Source organism: Kitasatospora albolonga, from assembly GCA_002082585.1.
In the GTDB taxonomy this organism is placed as follows: domain Bacteria; phylum Actinomycetota; class Actinomycetes; order Streptomycetales; family Streptomycetaceae; genus Streptomyces; species Streptomyces stephensoniae.
Window position 1 is genome coordinate 5,863,538 of the sequence record CP020563.1, and the last position, 17,195, is coordinate 5,880,732.

Annotated in this window: 13 protein-coding genes; 6 read left to right on the forward strand and 7 right to left on the reverse strand. The window is 73.1% G+C overall.

Annotated elements, in window-relative coordinates:
• Positions 1-2: 2 nt before the first annotated feature.
• Positions 3-2,045: a peptidase M4 gene (locus tag B7C62_26130; protein ID ARF75340.1), complete on the reverse strand. Its 2,043-nt coding sequence runs from the start codon at positions 2,043-2,045 to the stop codon at positions 3-5.
• A gap of 1,039 nt (positions 2,046-3,084) precedes the next feature.
• Here B7C62_26130 and B7C62_26135 point away from each other — a divergent pair.
• Positions 3,085-3,762 (forward strand): hypothetical protein, encoded by a 678-nt coding sequence (locus B7C62_26135; GenBank protein ID ARF77381.1) that lies wholly within the window; start codon positions 3,085-3,087, stop codon positions 3,760-3,762.
• A gap of 109 nt (positions 3,763-3,871) precedes the next feature.
• On the opposite strand, the gene B7C62_26140 is transcribed toward B7C62_26135, so the two are convergent.
• Complete coding sequence (locus B7C62_26140; GenBank protein ID ARF75341.1) at positions 3,872-4,462, reverse strand: TetR family transcriptional regulator; 591 nt, start codon at positions 4,460-4,462, stop codon at positions 3,872-3,874.
• A gap of 117 nt (positions 4,463-4,579) precedes the next feature.
• Here B7C62_26140 and B7C62_26145 point away from each other — a divergent pair, with 117 nt between their 5' ends.
• Positions 4,580-5,653: a monooxygenase gene (locus B7C62_26145; protein ID ARF75342.1), complete on the forward strand. Its 1,074-nt coding sequence runs from the start codon at positions 4,580-4,582 to the stop codon at positions 5,651-5,653.
• A gap of 109 nt (positions 5,654-5,762) precedes the next feature.
• Here B7C62_26145 and B7C62_26150 read toward each other — a convergent pair whose 3' ends face one another.
• The 3 genes from B7C62_26150 to B7C62_26160 are packed head-to-tail and all read right to left on the reverse strand — an operon-like array spanning position 5,763 to position 9,032.
• Positions 5,763-6,398, reverse strand: a complete 636-nt coding sequence (locus tag B7C62_26150; GenBank protein ARF75343.1) for a disulfide bond formation protein DsbA — start codon at positions 6,396-6,398, stop codon at positions 5,763-5,765.
• 16 nt (positions 6,399-6,414) lie between these two features.
• On the reverse strand, positions 6,415-8,055 hold the full coding sequence (locus B7C62_26155) for an MFS transporter (protein ID ARF75344.1): 1,641 nt from the start codon (positions 8,053-8,055) through the stop codon (positions 6,415-6,417).
• Positions 8,052-9,032 carry an NADPH:quinone reductase gene (locus B7C62_26160; protein ID ARF75345.1) on the reverse strand — a complete coding sequence of 327 codons (981 nt, stop codon included), beginning with the start codon at positions 9,030-9,032 and terminating at the stop codon, positions 8,052-8,054. Before B7C62_26160 ends, B7C62_26155 begins: the two co-directional genes overlap by 4 nt.
• Positions 9,033-9,112: 80 nt before the next feature.
• Between B7C62_26160 and B7C62_26165 the strand changes: the two genes are divergently transcribed.
• On the forward strand, positions 9,113-9,754 hold the full coding sequence (locus B7C62_26165) for a TetR family transcriptional regulator (protein ID ARF75346.1): 642 nt from the start codon (positions 9,113-9,115) through the stop codon (positions 9,752-9,754).
• A gap of 119 nt (positions 9,755-9,873) precedes the next feature.
• Here the strand turns inward: B7C62_26165 and B7C62_26170 are convergent, their stop codons facing one another.
• Both B7C62_26170 and B7C62_26175 read right to left on the reverse strand, forming a co-directional pair.
• Positions 9,874-11,763: an ABC transporter gene (locus tag B7C62_26170; protein ID ARF75347.1), complete on the reverse strand. Its 1,890-nt coding sequence runs from the start codon at positions 11,761-11,763 to the stop codon at positions 9,874-9,876.
• Positions 11,760-13,808: an ABC transporter gene (locus tag B7C62_26175; protein ID ARF75348.1), complete on the reverse strand. Its 2,049-nt coding sequence runs from the start codon at positions 13,806-13,808 to the stop codon at positions 11,760-11,762. The genes B7C62_26170 and B7C62_26175 overlap by 4 nt, the downstream gene beginning before the upstream one ends.
• Positions 13,809-13,979: 171 nt before the next feature.
• Between B7C62_26175 and B7C62_26180 the strand changes: the two genes are divergently transcribed.
• The 3 genes from B7C62_26180 to B7C62_26190 all read left to right on the forward strand — a co-directional run bounded on the left by B7C62_26180 (position 13,980) and on the right by B7C62_26190 (position 17,120).
• Positions 13,980-14,897 (forward strand): multidrug ABC transporter ATP-binding protein, encoded by a 918-nt coding sequence (locus B7C62_26180; GenBank protein ARF77382.1) that lies wholly within the window; start codon positions 13,980-13,982, stop codon positions 14,895-14,897.
• Position 14,898: 1 nt separating this feature from the next.
• Entirely contained in the window at positions 14,899-15,702 is an 804-nt protein-coding gene (locus B7C62_26185) for a hypothetical protein (GenBank protein ID ARF75349.1), read from the forward strand.
• A 128-nt stretch (positions 15,703-15,830) separates the two neighbouring features.
• Complete coding sequence (locus B7C62_26190; protein ARF75350.1) at positions 15,831-17,120, forward strand: sensor histidine kinase; 1,290 nt, start codon at positions 15,831-15,833, stop codon at positions 17,118-17,120.
• The last annotated feature ends 75 nt before the right edge of the window (positions 17,121-17,195 follow it).

The window sequence follows — 17,195 nt, forward strand, 5'->3', positions numbered from 1 at the left end:
GGTCAGAAGGTGAGCTTGAAGCTGTTGATCCGGCCCGTGTCCGAGCGGTACACGTCCTGGACCCGCAGCCTCCACTGCCCGTTGGCCACCTTGGACGAGGCGTTGACCGTGTAGGTCGCGATCACGTTGTCCGCAGAGTCCGATGCGGAGGAGTTCTTCAGCCGGAAGGTGCCGCCGTCCGGGGCCACCAGGTCGATGACCAGGTCACCGCGGTAGGTGTGGCTGATGTTGACGTCCACCTTGAGGGTGCTCGGGGCGTTGCCCGCGATGCCGGTGACGTTGACCGCGCTGGTGACGGCCGCGCCCGCGTCCGGGATGTTCACCACGGTGTTGTTCTCGAAGACCTTGCCGCCCGGGTCGGGGTCGCCGCCGCCGGGTCGGGTGCCCACGTTGACGCCGGCCCAGGCGTGCGCCACGGCCGCGTACTCGGGGCTGTTGGCGCCGTACAGCTCACTGGCGACCGCGAGGGTGCCGGTGCGGGCGCCCGCGTAGTTGGTCGACGAGGTGAACTTGGTGGTGAGCGCCTTGAACCAGATCAGCGACGCCTTGTCCCGGCCGATGCCGGTGACCGGCAGTCCGTCGGAGGTCGGGGAGTCGTAGCTGACGCCGTTGATCGTCTTGGCGCCGCTGCCCTCGGAGAGCAGGTAGTACCAGTGGTTGGCCGGGCCCGAGGAGTAGTGGACGTCGACGCTGCCGATGCCCGCGTACCAGTAGTCCTTGGAGCTGCCGTCCCGGCTCGGCTTGTCCATGTAGCGCAGCGGGGTGCCGTTGCCGCGGATGTCGATCTTCTCGCCGACCAGGTAGTCGCCCGGGTCCTGGGCGTTGTTGGCGTGGAACTCGACGGCGGCGGCGAAGATGTCGGACGTCGCCTCGTTGAGACCGCCGGACTCGCCGCTGTAGACGAGGCGTGCGGTGTTCGAGGTGAGGCCGTGGGTCATCTCGTGGGCGGCCACGTCGATCGAGGTCAGCGGCTTGGCGTTGCCCGCCCCGTCGCCGTACGTCATGCAGAAGCAGCTGTCCTGCCAGAACGCGTTGACGTAGTTGTTGCCGTAGTGGACGCGGGAGTACGCGCCGACGCCGTCACCGCGGATGCCGTTGCGGCCGTGCACGTTCTTGAAGTAGTCCCAGGTGAGCGCGGCGCCGTAGTGGGCGTCGGCGCCGGCCGTCTCCAGGTTCTGCGGGGTGCCGTTGCCCCACACGTCCGTGGAGTTGGTGAAGAGCGTGCCGGTGCCGGAGGTGCCCCGGTTGAGGTTGTACGTCTTGTGGTTGCCGCGCGTGGTGTCGGTCAGGGTGTACGAGGGCGCCGTGCCCAGCGTCACCTGGCCGCTGTACTGGGTGTTGCCGGTCCCGTTGTGGACGGCCTGCCACTCGTACAGCTTCTCGCCCGTGGCCGCGTCGGTGACGACGTGCAGCTCGTTGGGGGTGCCGTCGTGCTGGAGTCCGCCGACCACCGTCTCGTAGGCGAGCTTCGGGGAGCCGCTGCCCAGCCAGACCACCTTGCGCGGGGCCTCGCTCGGCTTCGTCGCCTTCGAGCCCTCGGCCTTCGCCGCGCCGAGCGCCTGCTTCTCGGCGGTGGCCGGGGCCACGTCGGCGGTGAGCCCGACGGCCTTCAGCTGCGCGGTGGTCGCCTTCGACGCCTTGGAGACGCCGAGGGTCTTGCCCGCCGAGGTCTCCTGGACCACCAGGTCGCCGCCGAGGACGGGGAGCCCGTCCAGGGTGCGCTCGTAGCGGGTGTGCGTGGTGCCGTCCCGGTCCTGGACGACATCGCGGACGACGAGCTTCTCCGTGGCCCCGAGCCCGAGCTCCTTGGCGGTGGCCGCCTTGGTGGCGTCGGCCTCGCGGAGGAGTTCGGCGCGCTGGGCGGGGGAGAGCTTGGCGGGGAGCGCACCCGGGTCGGCCTTCGTACCGGCGGTGATCCCGCCGGCCGGGGTGACCGAGGTGGGGGTGGCGGTGGCGGAGCCGGACTGGAGTCCGACGGCGATCATGGCGGCTGCGGCTATCAGAGCGCCGGTCGCGGTGGCGCGACGGCTGGGCGTGGATCTCACGCTGGACTCCTTCTGCGAGGGGGGTTACCGGCGGCGCTGGATGAGCCGTCCGGCTGGTGCAGGCGGTGCGCAGAACGGGGGAAGAGTGTCAGCAGATCCGTATGCGTGTCAGGAGCGCGTCAAGAACTTGGCCGGAAGTCGTTCGTTGCTGGAAAGGTCATGTTCGTTAAGCGGACGTTTCGCCGATCATTACCGGAATGTTGCCGGGGTGTGCGAAGGCCCGTATTCACAGGGTGGGCACAGGTTCGGTGCGCCGATGGCACATTCGAACGGCGCGCCCGGGAGCGGTTACGGCCCACCTGGTGAGACAGGGGCGGGTTCTGGCCAGATCCCGCCAGCGGAACGGGGCGGTGCGGCGGGGTGGGGTGGGGTTCGATGCGGTGAGGTCGGGTGGGGTCCGGTGCGGTGCGGTGGGGTTCGATCCGGTCCGGTGCGGCGGTGCTCGGGTGTGGCCTTGTCGGTCAAGCCGCGCGGCCTGTGGGTGAGGTCACACGAGTCACTGACTCCCGCGTACAACCCCGCACCACCCGTAGCGGTCGAACCCATTGGCCTCACCCGTGTCTTCCCCCACCTACGAAACCCGGACGGCCCTCCCAGCCTTCGTGCCGCTCCGGCGGCACCCAGACTCTTCCGAGGTCCTCATCTCATGAAGCTCCGCCGCACCCTGGGCGTCGCCGCCGCGACCGCCGTCCTCGCCCCGGTCACCCTGCTGTCGGCCTCCGTCGCCGTCGCGAACCCCACCCCGGCCACCGAGGCCACGGAGACCTCCGAGACGTCCCCCGCGCCGCAGGAGACCGAGGGGGCGTCCACGCCGGAGACGGACGAGGGCACTCCCGCGGCCGAGGAGAAGGAGGAGACCTCTCCGGCCCCGGGTGCGGAGAAGGGCGAGGAGGCGGAGGGCGGCGAGAGCGCCGAAGGCGCCGAGAAGGGCGAAGAGGCCGCCGAGGGCGAGAAGCCCAAGGAGTCTCCGGCCCCCGTCACGACGTCCCCCGCCCCGGCCCCCAGCGAGATCGGCGACATCTGCGAGGACCAGGGGGACCTGAAGCTCGACAAGAACCTGTCCGCCGGGCTCACCGGCCTCCCGTCCAAGGTCGTGGCGGGCAGCGGGTTCCACGCCTTCAAGCTGAACGTGGTCAACAAGGGCGACAAGTCCTACAAGCGGGTCGACCTGGGTGTCTTCGCCGCGCAGGTCGACACCGACACGTGGGACGAGGACAGCGGCTACCTCACGCTCCAGTTCAAGAACCCGGAGACGGGCGCCTGGACGGACATCTCCCTCGGCGCGGACGACGAGCTCGCCGGTTACCTCGGCTACACGGACATCCGGGCCAAGGAGTCCTTCGCGATCGACCTGCGGCTGAGCGTCGACAAGAAGGCACCCGCCAGCTTCGCCTACGCCCTCGCCATCGGCATCTACGCCGACGACCAGGGCAACTGCGTCTCCCTCGGCGGCAAGGACTTCTACTCGTTCGACGTCGTCGCGGCCGGTGCCCAGCCGGGCAAGCCGAACGAGGCCGAGCCCCAGACGGGCGGCAAGAAGCCGGTCCCGGTCAAGCCCGTCGGCAACACCGAGATCAAGCCCGAGGGCACGCTCGCCCAGACCGGTTCGGACTCCAACCTGCCGGTCATCGCGACCATCGGCGGAGTGGCGATCCTGGCCGGTGCCGGTGTCGTCTTCGCCCTGGGCCGTCGCCGCCGGGACGGTGCGGCCGCCTGATCTCCCGTACGGGACGTGAGACGTGTCCCCCTGTCCGACGGCGGACAGGGGGACACGTCTGTGTGGGGGAGGTAGTCAGGGGGCGCGCGTCTGTGCGGGGGCGGCCCGGTCAGGGCGGTGCGTCCGCCGGGTAGACCGCGTCCAGCAGTCCCCGTACGAACCGGTCGAGGTCGTCCAGGCCCGCCGCCGCCAGGGTGGCCGGGCCGCCGCCCAGCAGGTGCGGGATCGCCGCGTGCAGCGCGAGCGTGACGGTGGCGGCCCGCTGCGGGGTGACGGGTAGTCCGGCGGACCGCTGGACCGCCTCGAACCCGGCGAAGTCGCCGCTCGCCATCGGGTCCAGGAGGGCGGAGAGCCAGGGGCGCCGGGCCGCCTCCGCCTGGAGCTCCAGGTAGGCGAGGAGCCGGGGGCGGCCGGGTCCGGCGACGTTCTCCAGGAGAGTGCGGAACAGGGCCACCACCCCCTCGCGGTCGGCGGGGCCGGGGCCGGTGGCGAGCCGGGCGGTGAGCGCGAGGTACTGCTCCAGACAGCGCCCGGCCACCGCCCGCAGCACCGCGTCCCGGGTCGGGAAGTAGTTCTTGGTGGTCCCGTCCGGGACCCCGGCCGCCCGGTCCACGGCCCGGTGGGTGAGGCCGCGCCCGCCCTCCTCGGCCAGTACGGCGACGGCCGCGTCGCGCAGCCGGTCGCGCCGGTCAGGGTTCATGCGCCCGCTTCCTCGGTCCGCCGTTCTCTCTGTCTCTGCTTGCCGATGCTACCCCAGGCGTGGTACCACGGATGTGGTGGTTGTTCGCACCGGCCGGACGAGCTTCGGGAGTACGTCATGACAGGGCGCGCGGGAACAGGGGCAGGGCCCGGAACGGCGACCGTCGTCGGGGCGGGCGTCGGGGGCCTGGCGACGGCGATCGGGCTGCGCCGCGCGGGCTGGCGGGTGACTGTGCTGGAGCGCCGCACCGAACTGGAGCGGTACGGCGCCGCCTTCGGCATCCACCCCACCGCCCAGTCGGCGCTCGACCGGCTCGGCGTCGGGGAGGCCCTGCGCGCCCACTCGGTCCCCTACCGCGACGCGCGCATCCGCACCCCGGACGGCCGCGTGCTGGCCCGCCTCCCGCTGGAGCGCATCGAGAAGAAGGCGGGCCGCCCCGAACTCCTCATCTCCCGGCCCTACTTGATCGACGCCCTGCTCGCCGGGCTGGACGCCTTCGGGGACGTACCGCTGAAACTCGGGGAGACCGTCACCGATGTGAACGCCCTGGCCGCCGGGCAGGACCTGGTGGTCGGCGCGGACGGTATCCGCAGTGCCGTACGTACCGCCCGCTTCGGCGACCGCAGCGGCCCGCGCTCCCTCTCCACCGTCGCCTGGATCGGCATCGCCGACTTCGAGAGCCCGGTCCACGGGGAGACCTGGGGCAGCGGCCGGTTCTTCGGGCTGACCCCCGTCGAGCCGGGCCGCACCAACTGGTACGCCACCGTCCCCGGGGCGGCCACCGCCGACGAACTGCGCGGCTTCTTCGCCGACTGGCACGACCCGATCCCGCGCATCCTGGCCGCCACCGACCCGGAGCGCTGGATTCGTTACGAGATGCGGCACCTGTACCCGGCCCTGCCCTCGTTCGTCTCCGCCGGTCCCCCGGCGGTCCCCGTCGCGCTGGTCGGCGACGCGGCCCACGCCATGACCCCCAACCTGGGGCAGGGGGCCTGCACCGCGATCCTGGACGCGGACGCCCTGGCACGTGCGGTGACGCGCGAGCCCCTCCCCGCTGCCCTGCGCGCCTACGACCGCGAGCGCCGCCGCAGCGCCCAGCGGACCGCCTTCGCCTCCCGGACCCTGCACCGCTTCATGAGCACGGAACGGACCCGGCTGCGGGACGGGGCTGTGCGGCTGCTGCCGGGGTGAGGGGGCGCAGCGGCCCGCCGGACTGCCGTCCGCAGAGCCGCCGGTCGGCGGAAACCGTCAGCCGCCAGTCGTCGGCCAGCGGAAACCGCCGGTTGCCAGCCGTCAGCCGTTAGCTGTCAGTTGACGGACCGGGGTCCCGGGACCCCAGCAGCCGTCCCAGAGCCTCCGCGTCCTGGACGGCCGAGGCAGGCGTCCCGCCGTCCACGATCAGCGTGGGCACTCCCCTGACGCCCCGCTCCCGCGCGGACCGTTCGTCCGCGCGAACGTCCTCCGCGAACTCCGTGCCCTCCAGCGTCCGGCGGACCGCCGACGGCTCCAGCCCCGCCTCCGCCCCGAGCCGCTCCAGCACCTGGTGGGAGGCGATGTCCAGCCCTTCGGTGTGGTAGCCGTACAGCAGCCGCTCCAGCACTTCGTCGGCCAGCTCGTGGGCGGCGCCCAGCCGGACCAGGCGGTGCGCGTCGAAGGAGTTGACCGGCCGCGCCTTGTGCAGGTCGAGCCGCAGCCCCTCCGCCTCGCCGAGCGACTGGATCTGCCGTATCCGCGCGGCGGCCCGCTCCGGACTGCTCTGGTACCGGGCGATCACCTCGGCCGCCGTCGGTCCCGCCGTCCGGCTGCCCTCCGGGTCGAGTTCCAGGCTGCGCCAGACGACCTCCGCGTCCATGCGTCCGGCCAGCGCGGCGGTCAGCCTCCTCTTCCCGATGTAGCACCAGGGGCACAGGATGTCGAAGTACACCTCGACCTGCATGAGTTGTGTCTCCCTCTCAGTCGGTGGCCGGCGCGGGAGCGGCGGCGCTGTCGGGCGTCCCGTGGTCCCCGGCCGGTTCCCCGCCGCGCCGCCGCAGGGTGAGCGTCAGCGCGGAGAGGGCCAGCAGGAGGGGGATCAGGATGAGCGCGTGCACGTGCAGGCTGTGGGTGAACGCGGCGCGGGCGGTGTCGGCCAGCGCGGTGCCCAGCTCCTCGGGGAGCTGCCGCGCGACCTCCAGGGCGGCGGGGAGCGTCTCCCCGGCGGGTCCGGCGAGCTCCGGCGGTACGCCGTCGGGCATACGGTCCGCCAGGTGGCCGCCGTAGACGGCGGTGGCGACACTGCCCAGGGTGGCGATGCCCAGCGCGCCGCCGAGCTCCGCCCCCGTCTCGGAGACGGCCGAGGCGGCACCGGCCCGTTCGGGTGGCGCGGCGCCCACGACCAGGCCGGTGCCCAGGGCCATGAAGGGCGTGAGGCCCGCGAAGAGGAGCAGCGATCCGGCCACCACGAAACCGGGGCCGCCGTCGGCCCGGGTGAGCAGGACCGGCCCGAGGACGGCCAGGGCGGCCCCCGCGCTCATCAGTACGGCGGGCTGGAAGCGGGCGGCCAGCCCCGAGACCCACAGGGCGGCCACCGTGCCGCCCACGGCGGTCGGCAACTGCCAGAGACCGGCCTCCAGGGGCTCGAAGCCCAGCACCAGTTGCAGGTACTGCGAGGTGAGGAGGCTCGTCCCGAAGAGGAGCATCCCGACCACGATCATCCCTCCGGCCGGGACCGCGAACGCGGGAATCCTGAAGAGGGACAGGTCGAGCAGAGGCGTGTCGAGCCGCCGCTGACGCCGTACGAAGAGCGCGCCGACGGCCGTACCGGCGGCGATGGCGCCCAGCGAGGACGGCCCGACGCCGTCGGCCGCGAGGCTCTTGACCCCGTACACGACCGCGAGCGGAGCCGTCAGGGACAGGACGACGCTGACGGGGTCGAGCCGCCCGGGCCCGGCCGGGCGGAACTCCGGCACCAGGAAGGGGGCGGTGAGCAGCAGCACCAGCATGGTCGGTACGGCGACGAGGAAGACCGAGCCCCACCAGAAGTACTGGAGGAGGACACCGCCGACGAGCGGGCCGAGCGCCCCGCCGCCCATGAAGCTCATCATCCAGATGGTGATGGCGAGGGTGCGCTGCCCCGGGTCGCGGAAGAGGGTGCGGATCACGGAGAGCGAGGAGGGTGCGAGGGAGGCGGCGGCGACGCCCTGGACCGCCCGTGCGGCGATGAGCATCCCGGCGCTGTCCGCGTACGCCGCGAAGACCGAGGCGCCGGTGAAGGCGACCGCCCCGGCCAGCAGGACCCGGCGGTGCCCGAGCCGGTCGCCGAGCGTGCCCATGGTGATCAGGGCACCGGCGACCATGAAGCCGTAGATGTCCGTGATCCACAGCAACTGGGGGCCGCTGGGGTCCAGATCGCGGCTGAGCGTCGGGAGCGCCAGGTAGAGCACCGACATGTTCATCATGACGAGGACGGCCGGAACGCCCAGCACCGCGAGCGCGGTCCACTCCCTGACGCCCGCCCGCTCCGGCGGGGTGCCGGGACGTTCCGGCGGTACGTCTGTCCGCGCCGACTGCGCGTCCGCCCGCTCCGGCGATCCGGGCTCCGGTCGGGTGCTCATCGGCCGGAGTCCGGATCGCCGACGGCGAGCAGGGTCTTGCCCACCGTGGCCCGCGCCTCGATGGCGGCGTGCGCCTCGGCGGCCGAGGCGAGCGGGAAGACCTGGCCGACGACCGGCCGCAGGACGCCGTCCGCCGCGAGCCGCAGCGCCTCACCGATGTAGGCGTGGGTCTCGGCGGGGCCCGGCGCCGCGAAGAGCCCGAGGGTACGGATCTGCCGGGCGGCGAGGTCGTCCTCGTCGAGCTCGGCGTCCGCGCCGCTCGCCATGCCGTAGAGGCTGAGGCGTCCACCGGGGCCCAGGGCGCCCGCCGCCTCGGTGCCGATGGCTCCGCCCACGCCGTCGAAGACGACATCGAGGGCGCCACCGGCCGCGTCCCGGACCCGGCGGAGCCACCGCTCCTCGGAGTAGTCGACATAGGAGGCGCCGAGCGAGGTGACCAGCTCGGCCTTGTGCGCACCGCGCGCGGCCCCGATGACGCGGGCGCCGGCCTGGACGGCGAGCTGCACCAGGAGGCTGCCGACACCCCCGGCGGCGGCCTCCACCAGGACCTTCTCGCCCGGCCGGACCTCCGCCTGCCGGAACAGCAGCAGGGCCGTACGGCCGTCGGCCAGCAGCGCGACCGCGTCCTGGATGCCGAGGCCGGGCGGTACCGGCACCACCTCGTCGGCCCGGGCGAGGGCCCGTTCGGCATAGCCGCCCGCACCGCCGGTCGTGGTGACCACGACCGTACCGGCCAGGGAGGGGTCCACGCCCGGGCCCACGGCGGCGACCCGGCCGCCCACGCCGTTGCCCGGCACGCGGGGGAGCGTGGGGCGGCTGAAGGGGCCGTTGCCCGAGCGGACCTGCGTCTCGACGAAGGTGACGCTCGCGTACGCCACGTCGACGAGCACCTGACCGGGCCCCGGGACCGGGTCCTCCACCTGCCGAGCCCGCAGGACCTCCGGTCCGCCGAACTCCTCCATCACCACGGACAGCATGGCGCCTCCAAACGGATAGATTCGCTTCGTTTGAAAGCTATAACGGAGCGATTCGCTTCGCAAGTGAGTACAGTGGCCCCATGGCCCGACGAGCTCCCCGGTACGCAGAAGCCGAACGCAACGACCGCGCCCTCCTGGAGGCCGCCAGGAAGGTCCTCGCCGTGGACGGCGCCCATACGTCCGTGGCGGCGATCGCGGCCCGCGCGGGCGTCGGCATCGCCAGCCTCTACCGGCGGTACCGCACCAAGGATGAGCTGTTCCAGCACCTGTGCGCGCTCTCGCTCGGGCAGTGGATTCAGGCGGCGGAGGAGGGGCTCGCCCACGACGACGCCTGGGAGGGGCTCGTCCACTACGTCACCGCCGCCATCGAGTTCAGCGCCGGTGCGCTCGGACCGCTGGCCGGCACGATCGAGGTCACCGACGAGATGGCCGAGAAGTTCACCAGATCCGACGAGCTGACGAAGGCCCTGGTGGAGCGGGCCCACGAGGCCGGGGTGCTGCGGGCGGACGCCACGACCGTGGACATCTCCCTGCTGGTCGAGCAGCTCGGCAAGTCCTCACTGGCCGAGCAGTTCGAGGCGCGGGGCAGGACCGACCTCGCCGAGGCCGCGAGCAACGCCCGCCACCGCGTCATCGCCATCGCCCTGGACGGGCTGCGGCCCGGCCGGGACCCCCTGCCCGGCACCCCGCCCGGCCCCGGCCTCCTCGCGGAACGCTGGTAGGGCGGGGGCGCCGGTCCGGCGGCCGGTCAGACCGTATCGGCGTCGGCGTCCGGCAGGCCACCTGCCCTATCCAGTGACGACGGGGCCGGGGCCCGGTCAGGCAGGCGAACGGCGCCGCCTCAGACCAGGCTGTCCTTCCACGTCCGGTGCAGCCCCGCGAACCGCCCCGTACCGCCGATGAGTTCGGCCGGTGCCCCGTCCTCCACGATCCGGCCGCCCTCCATCACCAGCACCCGGTCCGCGATCTCCACGGTGGACAGCCGGTGGGCGATCACCACCGCCGTGCGGCCGTGCAGCACCGTGTCCATGGCGCGCTGCACCGCCCGCTCGCCGGGGATGTCCAGGGAGCTGGTCGCCTCGTCCAGGATCAGCACCGCCGGGTCCGCCAGCAGCGCGCGGGCGAAGGCCACCAACTGGCGCTGGCCCGCCGAGATCCGGCCGCCCCGCTTCCGTACGTCCGTGTCGTAGCCCTCGGGCAGCGAGGCGATGAAGTCGTGCGCGCCGATCGCCTTCGCCGCCCGCTCGATCTCGTCGCGGGTGGCGTCCGGGCGGCCGATCGCGATGTTCTCCGCCACCGTCCCCGAGAACAGGAACGCCTCCTGCGTCACCATCACCACGCCCCTGCGCAGCTCGGCCGTGGACAGCTCCCGCAGGTCCACCCCGTCCAGCAGCACCCGGCCCTCGGTCGGGTCGTAGAACCGGGCCAGCAGCTTGGCCAGCGTCGACTTGCCCGCGCCCGTGGAGCCGACGACCGCCACCGTGGTGCCCGCAGGGATGCGCAGGCCGAACGTGGGCAGCACCTCACCGCCCGTACGGTAGGCGAACCGCACCCCGTCGAAGACGACCTCCCGGCCCGGGTGGTCGCCGGTCCGGGCGGGCAGCTCCTTCGGCTCCGCCGCGTCCGGGACCGTCGGGGTCTGGGCCAGCAGGCCCGCGATCTTCTCCAGCGAGGCCGCCGCCGACTGGTAGGAGTTGAGGAACATCGCCAGCCGGTCGATCGGGTCGTAGAGGCGGCGCATGTACAGCACCGCCGCCGCCAGCACCCCGAGCGCCAGCGTCCCGTCGGCCACCCGGTAGGCGCCCCACAGCACCATCCCGGCCACCGCCGTGTTCGCCACCAGCCGGGAGCCGACCACATAGCGCGCCATCTCCAGCAGCGCGTCCCCGTTGCGCCGCTCGTGCACCCCGTTGAGCGCGGCGAACGCGGCGTCGTTGGCCCGCTCCCGGCGGAACGCCCGCACCGGGCGGATGCCGTTCATGGTCTCCGCGAACTTCACGATCACCGACGCGATGGCCGTCGACCTCGCCCCGTACACCACGGCCGCGCGCCGCCGGTAGAGCCGTACCAGCAGATACAGCGGTACGAAGGAGAGCACGGCGATTCCGCCGATGGCCAGGTCCAGCCAGAGCAGGACCAGCCCGATCGACACGAAGGAGAGGACGACCGTGATCAGCTCCTGGAGCCCCTCGCTCAGCAGCTCCTGGAGCGACTCGACGTCCGTGGTGGAGCGGGAGATCAGCCGCCCCGAGGTGTAGCGCTCGTGGAAGTCCACGCTCAGCGCCTGGGCGTGCCGGAAGATCCGGCCGCGCAGGTCCAGCAGCGCGTTCTGGTTGATCCGGGCCGAGCCCCTGATGAAGGCGTACTGGAACACCCCGGCCCCCGCCGAGCAGAGCAGATAGCCGACCGCCACCGCGATCAGCGGCCCGTAGTCGTGGTCCCGGAACGCCGGGACGCCGCTGTCGATCGCGTACGCCACCAGCAGCGGGCCCGCCTGGACGGCCGCCTGCTGGAGCACCAGCAGCAGGGCGACGGCGGCGACCCTGCCCCGCATCGGGCGGAGCAGCGAGAACAGGAGCGCCCGGGTCGCGCCGGGCGGGGCGGGCAGATCGTCCTGGTCGAAGGGGTCGGGGGCCTCCGCCGGGGCAGGGACCTGGGAAGCCCGGCCGGGCTCCGGTCCCTCGCCGCCACCTGGGGCGGCACGCGTGGCGTCGTCGGCGGTCGTGGTCATCGGGTGCCCTCCTCGGCGGGGACCTTGGTGGTCGTTACGGGGCCGGGGGCCGTGACGTCGGGGTTCTGCTGGGCGGGGGGCCCGGGGGCTACGGGCCCGGGGGCCGGGGCGCCGGGGTCCTCGTCGGCGGGTACGGGACCTCCGCCCGGCCCGGCGTCGGCGCGGGCGCCATCGGGCAGGCTCCCGTCACCCGCCCCCGCCCCGGGCGCACTCCCGTCACCCGCCCCGGCCCCGGGCGCCAGGGACCCGTCACCCGGGCCCGCTCCGAGGCCGCCCCCGCCCGGCTCCGCCCCCGACATCAGCCACGCGTACTCCGCGTTCGACCGCAGCAGCTCCTGGTGCGTGCCCACCGCCGTGATCCGGCCCCCGGACAGCAGTGCCACCCGGTCCGCCAGCATCACCGTCGAGGGGCGGTGCGCCACCACCACCGCCGTGGTCTCCTCCAGCACCCGGCGCAGCGCCGCCTCCACCAGCGTCTCCGTGTGCACGTCCAGCGCCGAGAGCGGGTCGTCCAGCACCAGGAAGCGCGGCTCGCCCACCACCGCACGGGCCAGGGCCAGGCGCTGGCGCTGGCCGCCGGAGAGGCTCAGACCCTGCTCGCCGACCTCCGTGTCCAGCCCCTTGGGCAGTCGGTGCACGAAGTCGGCCTGGGCCACCGCGAGCGCCCGCCGTACCTGCTCCTCGTCCGCGCCCTCCGCGCCCATCAGCACGTTCTCGCCGACCGTCGCGGAGAACAGCGTCGGCTCCTCGAACGCCACCGACACCAGCTCCCGCAGCCGCGCCCGCTCCATCGTGGCGATGTCCTCGCCGTCCAGCGTGATCCGCCCGCCGGTCACCTCGTGCAGCCGGGGCACCAGGGCGGTGAGCGTCGTCTTCCCGGAGCCCGTACCGCCCACCAGGGCCATCGTCTCGCCGGGCCGCACCTCCAGGTCGATCCGGGCCAGGACGGGCGGGGAACCGGGCTCCGCGTCCGGGTAGCGGAACTCCACGCCCTCGAACACCAGCCCGGCGGGGGGCTTCGGGGCGTCCGCGCGGGCACCGGCCGTTTCCTGCTCCTCCGCCGCGTCCATCACCTCGAAGTACCGGTCGGTCGCGGTCGCCGCCTCCTGGCTCATCGCCAGCAGGAAGCCGATCGACTCCACCGGCCACCGCAGCGCGAGCGCCGTCGAGAGGAAGGCGACCAGGGTGCCCGCCGACAGCGAACCGTCCGCCACCTGGATCGTGCCGAGCACCAGCGCCGCCCCGATCGCCAGCTCCGGGATCGTGGTGATGAGCGCCCAGATCCCGGCCAGCAGCCGTGCCTTGCCCAGCTCCGTGGAGCGCAGCCGCTGCGACAGGGCCTTGAACGCCAGGGCCTGGCTGCGGTGGCGGCCGAAGCCCTTGACGATCCGGATGCCGAGCACGCTCTCCTCGACGACCGTGGTCAGATCACCCGTCTGGTCCTGGGCCTTCCGCGCCACCAGCGAGTACTTCGTCTCGAACACCGAGCACAGGATCACCAGCGGCACCACGGGCACCAGCAGCACCAGGCCGAGCGACCAGTCCTGGGCGAACAGGATCACGAAACCGACGAGGATCGTCGCGGAGTTGACGACCAGGAACGTCAGCGGGAACGCCAGGAACATCCGCAGCAGCATCAGGTCGGACGTCCCGCGCGACAGCAGCTGGCCCGAGGGCCAGCGGTCGTGGAAGGCCACCGGCAGCCGTTGCAGATGACGGTAGAGATCGGCCCGCATCGACGCCTCGACCCCGGCCAGCGGACGCGCCACCAGCCACCGCCGGAACCCGAACAGCACGGCCTCCGCGATGCCGAGCAGCAGCAGATACAGCGCCCCCAGCCAGACCCCGCCCGGGTCCCGGTCGGCCACCGGCCCGTCCACCATCCACTTCAGGATCAGCGGGATCACCAGCGACAGACAGGACGCCAGGACCGCCACGAAGGCGGCGGTGAACAGGCGGACCCGTACCGGGCGGACATAGGGCCACAGGCGCAGGAGGGAGCGTACGGCGGACCGGTCCGTGCGCTCTGCAGGCTTTTTGGGCATCAGGGCCGACTGTACGTTTCACCACTGACATCGGTCCTCCCAATTTCGGCCGGAGCGGTGGCCGCCGTACGGCCGGGGGAGGTCGTACCGCCGTATCGTCCGATCGGCTGATGGAGCGTTGAGCGTGATGACGGATACCGCCGGGACCCGCCCGCCGGAACCCTGGTGGACATGGCAATCATCGAAGTCAACGGGGTGCGCAAGACCTACGCGGGCCGTCATGTGGTCGACGGCGTCTCCTTCTCCGTCGAGGAGGGGGAGATCTTCGGCATCCTCGGCCCCAACGGGGCGGGCAAGACCACCACCGTCGAATGCGTCGAGGGGCTGCGCGTCCCCGACGCGGGCACCGTCAAGGTCGCCGGGCTCGACCCCGTAGCCGACCACGACCGGGTGACGCACCTGCTCGGCGCCCAGCTCCAGGAGAGCGAGATCCAGGCCAAACTGACCGTACGGGAAGCGCTGGAGCTCTACTCCGCCTTCTACCCGGCCCCCGCCGACTGGCGGCCCCTCGTGGAGCGGCTCGGCCTGGCGGACCGGCTCACCACCCGCTTCGCCAAGCTCTCCGGCGGCCAGAAGCAGCGGCTGTTCATCGCGCTCGCCCTGATCGGCGACCCGAAGGTCGTCGTGCTGGACGAGCTGACCACCGGACTGGACCCCCGGGCCCGCCGCGACACCTGGAAGCTCATCGAGGAGATCCGCGACAGCGGGGTCACCGTCCTGCTCGTCACCCACTTCATGGAGGAGGCCCAGCGCCTCTGCGACCGGATCGCCGTCATCGACCGGGGCAAGGTCGTCGCCCTGGACACCCCGGCCGGGCTGATCCGGCAGGCCACCGGCTCCACCGTGCTCTCCTTCATCCCCTCCCGCCCCCCGACCGGGCCCGAGCTGACCCGGCTCGCCGCGCTGCCGGGCGTCGAGTCGGTGACCCCGCCCGACGCCGCCGGTGTCCTCGTCCTGCACGCCACCGACGACACCGTCACCCCGCTCATCTCCCTGCTCGCCGAACTCGGCATCACGGCCAACCGGCTGCGGATCACCGAGACCAGCCTCGACGAAGCCTTCCTCGACCTCACCGGACAGGACGCCTGACATGAACCCCTCCGACGTCACCGCCGCCCCTGCCGCCCCCGCCGCCGGGTCCGCCGCCCGCCGCGGCAGCCCCATGAAGGCTGTCCTGACCGCCGAGACCCGGCTCTTCCTCCGCGAACCCGGCAGCCTCTTCTGGATTCTCGCCTTCCCCTCCGTCCTCCTGGTGATCCTCGGCTTCGTCCCGGCCTTCAGGGAGGCCCAGGAGGACCTCGGCGGGCGGCGCGTCATCGACCTGTACGTCCCCATCTCGATCCTGCTCGCCCTGATCATGGCCGGTCTCCAGGCGATGCCCCCGGTCCTCACCGCCTACCGCGAACGCGGCATCCTCCGCCGCATGTTCACCACCCCCGTGCGGCCCTCCGCCCTCCTCACCGCCCAGATCGCCCTGCACGGTGCCGCCGCCCTCGGCTCCGCGATCCTGGTCACCGCCGTGGGCCGCCTCGCCTACGGGGTCGAGCTGCCCGGCCAGCCGGCCGGGTACCTCCTGGCGCTGCTGCTCGCGATCGCGGCCGTACTGACCCTGGGGGCGACGATCTGCGCCCTGTCCCGTACGACGAAGGCGGCCACCGCCGTCGGCTCGGTCGCCTACCTCGTGATGATGTTCACCTCCGGGCTCTGGCTGCCGGTCCGGGCGATGCCCGGCACCCTGCGGCGCATCGTGGAGGCCACCCCGTTCGGCGCCGCGTCCCAGGCCCTGGACCAGGCCGCCTCCGGCCAGTGGCCGAGCTGGGTGTATCTCGGGATCGTCGCGCTGTGGACCGCCGTACTGGGCTTCACGGCGAGCCGCCTCTTCCGGTGGCAGTGACCGAGGAGATGCGGATGACGGGGACGGGGGCGACGGGGACAGAGGTGGAGGCAGCCACGGTGACGGAGGTCCGGTCCGTCCCCCGGCCGGGAGTGACGGCGGCCCGCGCCCGGAGGGAGACTGCCCGCATGACGCAGCCGCCCCGCACCCCGTACCCCTCCGGCGCGACGGGGCCCCGCACGATCGAGGACCGCTGGGAGCAGTTCTACCGGTACGGCCCCTACGCCGTCCTCACCCTCTCCGTCCTGGTCGGGGGCGTCGCCGCCGGCCTGCTCATGAGCCGGACCGAGATGTACGCGGCCGGGGTCCTGACCGCCGCCGCGTACGGGCTCCAGATCTGGTGGGGCCGGACCCGGCCCCGTACCGCTCCCGCCGCCCCCGCCGGGGTGGCCTACTACGCCGTACGGACCGTCCTCGCCTTCGCCCTCACCTGGCTCAACCCGTTCTTCGCGATCTACGCGGCCCTCGGCTACTTCGACGTCGACCCCTTGCTCCCCAAGCGGTTCATCCGGGCCGGGCTGCTCACCACCGCCGTCACGCTGGCCGGTTCGCAGAGCGGCGGACTGCCGCCCGCCTCCCTGATGAACTGGGTCGCCTTCGGCGCGCTGTACCTCATCAACTCCGCCCTCGCGCTCTTCTTCTGGTACGTCGGGATGCGGGAGGAGGAGAAGGCCCGCGTCCAGGTCGAGACCATCGCCGAGCTGGAGCGCACCAACCTCCGGCTGGAGGAGGCGATGGCCGAGAACGCGGCCCTGCACGCCCAGCTCCTCGTCCAGGCGCGGGAGGCCGGGGTCGACGACGAGCGGCGCAGGCTCGCCGCCGAGATCCACGACACCCTCGCCCAGGGGCTGACCGGGATCATCGCCCAGCTCCAGGTCGTCACCTCCACCCGGGACACCGACCCGGCCACCGCCCGCGTCCACCTGGACCGGGCCGCCGCCCTGGCCCGACACAGCCTCGGCGAGGCCCGCCGCTCCGTCCACAACCTGGCCCCTGTCGCCCTGGAGCACGACGGGCTGACCGGCGCGCTGGAGAAGACGGTCGCCACCTGGGCCGAACAGCACCGCGTCCGGGCCGACTTCACCGTCACCGGCACCGCCGAACCGGTCCACGACGAGGTCGCCGCCACCCTCCTGCGCATCGCGGGCGAGGCCCTGGCCAACGCGGGCCGCCACGCCGGGGCCTCACGGGTCGGGGTCACGCTCTCCTTCATGGACGACGAACTGACCCTGGACGTACGGGACGACGGCCGAGGCTTCGACCCGGACGCCACCGCCCCGGCGAGCCGCACCGGCGGCTTCGGCCTCGGCGGCATGCGGGCCCGCGCGGAGCGCATCGCGGGCACGGTGGAGGTGGAGTCGGAACCGGGCGGCGGCACGGCGGTCTCGGCCCGGGTCCCCCTGGTCAGGCAGGGGTGAGACGCGGGTACGGGGACTTGGCTCCCAGGGGCGTCCCCGTTCGGGCGGGAGCGAGGCGCCGAAGACGGTTTCCGC